Below are 1159 nucleotides of genomic sequence, written 5' to 3' on the forward strand. Positions count from 1 at the left end.
GTCGTGATCCACAGCAGGAGCAGCAGGATGATGAGCGCACCGAAGCCGGTGACGTAGGGGCTGAGGCTGTTGTGGTTGCCGCCGTGGCCCTCGCCGCCCTCGGCTGCGAGGGTGGCGAACTGGGCGGCGCTGAGAGGAAGGCTCATTGTCTGCAGGACCTATCCGGTGTGGGCGGGACAAGACGTCCGCTCATCGTATGCGGGCGTCCCGCGGACGATCACGCCGACTCCGCCGACGGAGCCGGGCGGCGCCGGGCCGGGGCGGGCCCCCGGGGAACCTCCGGATCTCCTCAGTCGTCCTTCTGCCTGTACCCCCGCAGCAGGAACCACCCGGTCAGCACGCAGCCCACCACCATCACGATCAGGACGATCCGGAGCAGATTCCCCGGCCCCTGCTGCTCTGCGGCGGTCGCGGCCCCGGCGAGCCAGTCGGCGTGGGGGATGTGCTGCATGGCGTGGACTCCTTCGACGTACTGCCCGTCCACGGTATCTCCGCCTAGGCTGGTCCCGGCTCCGGGGGCGCAAAGGGCCGCACAAGGGTTCGCAAAGGCCCGGCACACACGCAGGTCATACAGACGTACATGGGGGATGAGATGTCCGACGGCCACGACAACGGGCACGAGAAGGTGCCCGGCAGGCAGCGCAGGCGCTTCCCCGGGATCTCCTCGCGTGCCTACGAACATCCGGCCGACCGCAGCGCGCTGGTGGCGCTGCGCAGGCTGAGCGGCTTCGACACGGTCTTCAAGGCGCTGAGCGGCCTGCTGCCCGAGCGGAGCCTGCGGCTGCTGTTCCTGTCCGACTCGGTGCGTGTCTCGGACCGGCAGTTCGCCCATCTGAACGTCATGCTGCGGGACGCCTGCTACATCCTGGACCTGGAGAAGGTGCCGGCGATGTACGTCAAGCAGGACCCGGTTCCGAACGCGATGTGCATCGGCATGGACGAGCCGATCGTCGTGGTCACCACGGGATTGGTCGAACTCCTCGACGAGGAGGAGATGCGGGCGGTCGTCGGGCACGAGGTCGGTCACGCCCTGTCCGGGCACGCGGTCTACCGGACGATACTGCTGTTCCTGACCTCGCTGGCCCGGGCAGCAGCGACATGGCGGACTCCTTCGCGGGCGGGTGGCGCTGGGGGAGGGGACGCTTGATGAGGAAGAGCT

Annotated in this window: 2 protein-coding genes; one reads left to right on the top strand and one right to left on the bottom strand. The window is 68.8% G+C overall.

Annotated features, from left to right (window positions below):
* Positions 1-289: 289 nt before the first annotated feature.
* Entirely contained in the window at positions 290-451 is a 162-nt protein-coding gene (locus ACWC9T_RS41955; RefSeq protein WP_030399906.1) for a hypothetical protein, read from the bottom strand.
* Between the two features lie 141 nt (positions 452-592).
* Between ACWC9T_RS41955 and ACWC9T_RS41960 the strand changes: the two genes are divergently transcribed.
* Positions 593-1147, top strand: a complete 555-nt coding sequence (locus ACWC9T_RS41960; protein ID WP_449826270.1) for a M48 family metallopeptidase — start codon at positions 593-595, stop codon at positions 1145-1147.
* The last annotated feature ends 12 nt before the right edge of the window (positions 1148-1159 follow it).

Source organism: Kitasatospora sp. NPDC001159, assembly GCF_053598235.1.